The organism is Bacteroides pyogenes (assembly GCF_014196225.1).
Classification (GTDB): Bacteria; Bacteroidota; Bacteroidia; order Bacteroidales; family Bacteroidaceae; genus Bacteroides; species Bacteroides pyogenes_A.
Genome location: NZ_JACIDI010000007.1, coordinates 152,048 through 158,832, shown reverse-complemented (window position 1 = coordinate 158,832; position 6,785 = coordinate 152,048). Strand labels below are relative to the sequence as shown.

At 48.4% G+C, this 6,785-nt stretch carries 4 protein-coding genes; all 4 read right to left on the bottom strand.

The features are described 5' to 3' along the window. Positions 1–172: 172 nt before the first annotated feature. Entirely contained in the window at positions 173–1,711 is a 1,539-nt protein-coding gene (locus GGR07_RS06885) for a YifB family Mg chelatase-like AAA ATPase (RefSeq protein WP_122056430.1), read from the bottom strand. A 132-nt stretch (positions 1,712–1,843) separates the two neighbouring features. Next, entirely contained in the window at positions 1,844–2,896 is a 1,053-nt protein-coding gene (locus GGR07_RS06880; RefSeq protein ID WP_122056431.1) for a TlpA disulfide reductase family protein, read from the bottom strand. 324 nt (positions 2,897–3,220) lie between these two features. Further along, positions 3,221–4,717 carry an arylsulfatase gene (locus GGR07_RS06875; RefSeq protein WP_395955189.1) on the bottom strand — a complete coding sequence of 499 codons (1,497 nt, stop codon included), beginning with the start codon at positions 4,715–4,717 and terminating at the stop codon, positions 3,221–3,223. A gap of 142 nt (positions 4,718–4,859) precedes the next feature. Further along, complete coding sequence (locus GGR07_RS06870) at positions 4,860–6,782, bottom strand: RagB/SusD family nutrient uptake outer membrane protein (protein ID WP_122056675.1); 1,923 nt, start codon at positions 6,780–6,782, stop codon at positions 4,860–4,862. Between the last annotated feature and the right edge of the window lie 3 nt (positions 6,783–6,785).

The following is a 6,785-nucleotide window of genomic DNA, read 5'->3' as shown; positions in this document are numbered from 1 at the left end:
AGCGATGAGAGTTCTTTTGTGGCTTATAAAAAAAATCAGTGTGAAGTTCGCTTTTACAAACTTCACGCTGAAATATAGTTTTTAAGGGACGACTATATAGTCACCACCCATGAGTATATATACATACCGAAACGACAAAATACAGTTGCCGAATGACACACAATTGCATGAGTCACCCTGCCCAATTTTCGCGGTCGAGATTCCGATATCCGATGGCTTCTGCCAAATGGGAGGAGAGTACCTGTTCCGCTCCTTCCAGGTCGGCAATGGTGCGGGATACCTTCAGGATGCGGTCGTAAGCGCGGGCAGAAAGGTTGAGCCTGTTCATGGCGTTTCTCAACAGCGCCAGCCCTTTCTCATCGGGACGTGCATACGCTGCAAGCAGTCGGCTGTTCATCTGCGCATTGCAGTAGATGCCCGGGTGCGAAGCATAACGTTTTTCCTGCATCTGCCGGGCTTTGATCACCCGCTCGCGGATGGCTACGCTCGGCTCTGCCTGCCGCCGGTCGGAAATCTTTTCGAAAGGCACGGGAACTATCTCGATTTGTATGTCGATACGGTCGAGTAACGGGCCGGAAATCTTGTTCAGATACTTCTGCACCTGTCCGGGACTGCATACACACTCTTTTGCAGGATGGTTGTAATAGCCGCAGGGGCAGGGATTCATGGAGGCGACAAGCATAAAGCCGGCAGGATAATCGATCGTACTTTTCACGCGTGAGATGGTGATGCGGCGATCTTCGAGCGGCTGACGCAGCACTTCGAGCACAGTGCGGCTGAATTCGGGCAACTCGTCGAGAAAGAGTACTCCGTTGTGCGCCAAGCTGATTTCGCCGGGTTGGGGGAAGCTGCCTCCGCCCACCATAGCCACTTGCGAGATGGTGTGATGTGGATCGCGAAACGGGCGTTGGGAGATGAGCGACGAACCTCCGCCAAGCTTCCCTGCCACAGAGTGGATTTTGGTGGTCTCCAAGCTCTCGCCCAAAGAAAGCGGAGGAAGAATGGACGGCAGGCGCTTCGCCATCATCGACTTTCCGCTTCCGGGAGCGCCTACCATAATCAGGTTATGACCGCCGGCGGCAGCCACCTCCAGCGCCCTCTTCACATGCTCTTGTCCTTTCACGTCGGCAAAATCGAATTCGAAGGAGCTTTGCCGGGCATAGAACTCCTCTCGGGTATTGACCACAGTCTGATGCAACTCGCGTTCGCCGTTGAAAAATTCGATTACCTCTTTGATATTCTCTACGCCGTACACCTTCAGCTTGTTCACTACTGCTGCTTCGCGGGCGTTCTGGCGCGGAACGATGAGCCCCTCGAATCCCGCTTCGCGCGCTTTGATGGCGATAGGCAAAGCTCCTTTCAACGGCTGTATGCTCCCGTCGAGACTCAATTCGCCCATGAGCAGATAGCGTGAAAACCGTTCCGAAGAGATGATTTCATTGGCGCCCAACAAGCCGATGGCGATCGGAAGGTCGTAAGCCGAACCTTCCTTGCGTATATCGGCAGGAGCCATGTTGATGACGATATTGGCGGTGGGCATCTTATAGCCGTTCACTTGCAATGCGGAGATAATGCGTTGGTGGCTTTCCTTCACCGCCGAGTCGGGGAGACCGACGAGATAGAACATACAGCCGCGCGAGCTGTTCACTTCGATGGTAATGAGCGTGGCGTCTATTCCTTGCACGGCCGCTCCGAAAACTTTGGTTAACACAGTGTCTTTCAGGTTTACTTGTTAAGACCTTCGCAAAAGCCGTTTTCTGCCGAATCATGGTTCAGCGGCTTTCTTTCGCCTCGTGTTTTCAAACAAACATACACAGGCTTTCTCAGGTCGGTTTATTGAGATTTATTTCTTCTTTCTCTTCCCTAATTCGGCAGCCGATTCTTCCAGCTTCTGTTGCAGCGCATCCCCCCAGATGTTTTTAGCCACCACTCTTCCTTCGGGCGAGATAAGTACGTTCGCGGGCAGCCCGTCGACCACATAAGGAGTAGTTGCTTCCGAGTTCAAGCCTCCCTCATCACATACCTGTTCCCATTCGAGGCTGTCTTTCTTCACGGCTGCTTTCCATGTCTCCGGAGCTACATCGAGCGAAACGCCCAGCATACCGATGTATTTGTTCTTCTTGTATTTCCGGTAAAGTTGGCGCAGCTCCCTATTGCGACGTTCGTTAGACAGGCTGTCCGCCCACGAAGCCCAGAAATTGACCAACAAGTATTTTTCACGGAAAGCTTCCGAAAGCCGGTTGATTCTTTTCCCTTTCGTGTTAGGCAAGTCGAAATAAGGAACGTAGCGGTCGACCTGCACCTTCTCAGCTTGAGCTATCTTCTCTTTCAGCCATTCGACGTAACGGGTGTCCTGCAATTTTCCGGGCATCGTTTCCATCAGGCCTTTCACCTTTTCTATATCTACGGAATCGGCATCGACCAGAAAGCGATCCAGCAGATAGATACCTGCCAACATATGGCGATGATTTTTGATAAACTCCTCCGCCTTCTTTCTTTTTACCGCCTCCGTATCGTCAGCCGTCTCTTTCATGAAAGCGGTCAACGCTTCATTGTCCGCATTGCCGCTCACTTCGAGCAGATCGAGCCGTGCAGTATATCCTTTAATGCTGATTTTATCCCCTTTATCGAGATATAGCGGATATTCCACCTTGTTGCCTATAAGCAGATAAACCGAAGTAAGCGTATCTACACGAACAGCGTGCGAGAACTTGCCCTTTTCGTCGACGAAAAGGGTATCTATCCGGTCGTATCCTTCGTCCGCTCCGTACAGATAAAGCGTATCCGTTGCCATTCCGCCGATTTCTCCCGTAATGACCACTTTGTCCGTTTTCTTATTACACCCCGTCAGGCACAAAAGAGTAAGCATAAGGGTTAAAATATCATTCTTTTTCATTGCTGCTTTCCTATGAATTAAAGTAACCGTTCAACAACCGGAAGCACCGCCAACCATTCTTGAGATATTGTGAAGAATGCCTTCCGGCAGACTTCAACGCTCCGCTGCGTAAGTCATGCAGAGCAAACTTTCCGTTGAACCGACATTTGTCTGTTGCGAAAGTACAGCTTTTTGCAAATAAAAAAGAATAAGAAGAACAAAAAGTAAACAAATAGCCTATAAAAGACTTAGACTGATTTATTCACGAGGACAAGAATTCATAACGAATTAAAAATAGGATATGATATTCTTATCATGAATCGGCACATAGGAATATCACAACACCTACATTCTAAACCGTTTATTCTCAGGCAGCGTGCTCGACTGCCTCATCAAGCGTTCCATCTCTCTCACCACGTCGGGATACTTATCGGCTACATCGTGCTCTTCTTTGAGGTCGTTCTCCAAATCGAACAGCATTATCCGTTTGTTCCCCTTCTTAATGTTTTTCCACAAAGCTTTCCATTTTCCGCTGCGGACGGCTTTCTCTCCACCCCATTCGGGAAATTCCCAGTAGAGGAATGGATGCTGCGCCTGCTTATCGCTTCTGCCCAACAGAGTCGGCAGGAAGCTGATACCGTCTGTGCGGGGAGAGGGAATACCGGCAATATCTGCCAGCGTAGGCATCACATCTTGAAAGCCCGACAAATGATCTGATTCGCTATTGGCAGCAATTTTGCCTGCCCACGTAAATATCGCCGGCACACGAATGCCGCCTTCGTGTAGAGAGCCCTTTCCCCAACCATATTCCGAGCGAAACAGTCCGCCGCTGTTAAACCAAGGCGAATCTGTTCCTCCGTTAAAGGTCGGCCCATTGTCAGAAGTAAAAACAATGAGCGTTTTCTCATACAATCCCTCAGCTTTGAGTTTCTCTACCAGTTTGCCCACCTGCTCGTCGAAATAGCTGATCATGGCGGCATAAGTGGCACGGGGGTAGCGACAGGGCATATATCCCTTCTCTCCGAGGTAAGGAGGTTCGTCACCGAACTTTTGCACATAGTGCTGCACCCACCGTTCGGGAGCTTGCAGAGAGACGTGCGGAAGCGGAGTAGTCCACATCAGGAAAAAGGGGGAAGAGCGGTGTTGATCGACAAAGCGCATCAAACGATCGAAAATAAGGTCGTTGGCGTATTCCTGTTGCACATATTTGGCATAGCCGGCGGCATCATACGGGTCGGCATGAGCATCTAACTTCTCCGTGTGCGGATTCATCACACGGTTTCTCAGATAGATTCGCTTTTCATTCTCATACAAAAAAGCAGGATAGTAAGTATGTGCCTGACGCTGACAGTTGTATCCGAAGAAGTGATCGAATCCCTGCTTTCCGGGTGTTCCCTCAGAGCCGGGATATCCTAACCCCCATTTACCAAAACATCCGGTCACATAACCAGCTTGTTGCAACATCCTTCCCAACGTCATGGTTTCGGCTTTTAAGGGAAACTGCCCTTCTAAATTTCTATGCACGTACATCGAATCGTAATCTCCGACAGCACCTCTGAAAGCCATCTCGTCATTGCCCCGTATCTGCGAATGCCCGGAATGCAATCCCGTAAGAAGAACACAGCGCGAAGGAGCGGACACCGGCGATCCCGAATAATGTTGCGTGAACTTCATTCCATCTTCCCTGAGCCGGTCGATATGAGGCGTTTCTATTTTCTGTTGCCCGTAGCATTGCAGATCGCCATAGCCCAAATCATCCATCAATATATAAATAATGTTGGGATGCGATACGGCTTGTTGCGCTTGTAAACCGGTATAAGAAAGAAGCGAACAGCCTATCATCCATTTCTCAAATTTCATATCCTTGATTTTTTTAAAGTCTTACTAATCAACAAGCGAAGAAAAAAGACAAGGAAAGCAGTTTGACGCCTGAAGCAAAAGCAACATTACTTTCCTTGTCTTTATATGCAACTACAAAGGTTGTTTACCAACCGGGATTTTGTTCTAATTTCGGATTTAACAGTATCTCGGAAGTGGGAACCTGATATAAGTAATATTTCTCCAACCATCCCTTACCTTCTTTCAAAGGATCGTTAAAGAGGAACAAATGTCCTTCTGCCATGGAACCGCTTGTCCCATCCGAATAGCCGGTAGAAGGATTGTACAAAGTCATATTCTTCTTCGCTGCTTCGGCTTTGCTCATCCAAATGCCTGTTGCCGCCCTATTCAGAAACCATGGAGCCATCCGCCAGCGACGCACGTCGTAAAATCCGAATCCTTCGCCCATCAACTCTACGATACGCTCACGGCGAATTTCCCATAATACAGGATCAAGCGTAACACCCCGGTCATTGTTCTTCGGATAATATTTAGCTCGGTCGGGGTCGAAGTTGTCGTTGATATCGGCCACAACCATCTTTGCCACGCCCGCACGCGCACGCAATTTGTTAATCGTCTTATCAGCAACAGCCTGATTGAAAGAACCCAGCTCGAACTTGGCTTCGGCAACATTCAACAGTATCTCTTCTATCTTGAAAATAGGTTTGTCGGATGTATTGACTGCACCATTATTGAAGTTTCTTTCCCAGTTGCTCCAATGTTTCCACACATAGTATCCCGAGCGGCAACTGACGAATGAGCCCGTACCGATGCGAGGAATCTCAGGAACCAAAGACGCTCCCCAGTTTTGTCCCGGCAAACGTTTCATACCGACGCCCGGATTGGTGCAGCTCTCATTGGGCCCCATAATGTCGATATACTCCCTGTCGGCAGGATTACTTGTATACGACCACGTAGGATAGTCACCCTTACCCGGCTTTACTTTATACGGAGGCATCACCGTATGATACAAACGCGGATCGCGATCACGGAACTCGGCATACATATCTTTCATCCCATGATAGCCCGATGAAACATTCTTGATAGGTTTCCCATTTTTCATTAGGTACAAATTAACCGTGTTGTGGTTCATCTCCACGTGATGGGAAGAAGTGTGCTCAATATGCCCCATGCTATGCTCATTCGTATTTTCCACGTAAGACTTATACAAAATGACACCGGGAACGACACTTAAATCGCTGCTTATCCACATTTCTCCATATCCGGCAGCCAGCTGTCCGTCTGTTCCTTCATACAAGGCAGGATAAGCCTCCATCAACAGTTCCGAAACACGCACACATTCCTGAAGATATTTTTCATGGTCGCCCAGCTCATGGTATTTTCTCCATGTACCTTCGCGTAATGCAAAACGGGAAAGGGCAGCTCGCACACAATTACGATTGATGGTATTGGCACCATCCGCAGCGGTGAAATCACCGATATGTTCTTCCGCCCATTTCAAGCGTTCCAAAACCTTGTCGGCAACTTCTTTTCTATTCATGCGTGGTCCATAAGCCTCAGGTGAGTCTTCTTTCAGTACCTGATCTATCCAAGGTACGGCCCCAAAGCGGTCAATCAGCTCCATATACCAATAGGAGTGGAAGAAATATCCCACAGCACGCCAATGATCTTTTTGGGCATCGCTCATGTTGGAATCGTCGATATGAGAAAGCATGATATTGATGCGGCGGATAAATGACTTAAAATCCCAACCGTTTCCACTGGCAACACTGGCTACCGTTTGATAAGCAAACTGATTGTATCCGCTTTCCTGCTTTCTTTCCAGATAGCCCGCATCCATATCTCCTCTATAACTGCCGTTCTGTGCATAACTTTGGAAAGAAGTACGAATAGTATTATTGGTAAACATTTCATAGCAAGGCCACATGAAAGCCTTGAAGTTATCGTACGAGTTGAACGCATTATTTTCCGTCAAATCCGTTACGGGCGTTTTTTCCAGGAAGCTGTCGTTGCAACCGGCACATACCATTCCTGCAAAAACCGCCATACTTATAAATAGTTTCTTCATATT

Bases quoted from the DNA above. Each gene is read 5' to 3' on its own strand.
- GGR07_RS06880 (WP_122056431.1), bottom strand. From the start codon at position 2,896: ATGAAAAAGAATGATATTTTAACCCTTATGCTTACTCTTTTGTGCCTG.
- GGR07_RS06875 (WP_395955189.1), bottom strand. From the start codon at position 4,717: ATGATAGGCTGTTCGCTTCTTTCTTATACCGGTTTACAAGCGCAACAA.
- GGR07_RS06870 (WP_122056675.1), bottom strand. From the start codon at position 6,782: ATGAAGAAACTATTTATAAGTATGGCGGTTTTTGCAGGAATGGTATGT.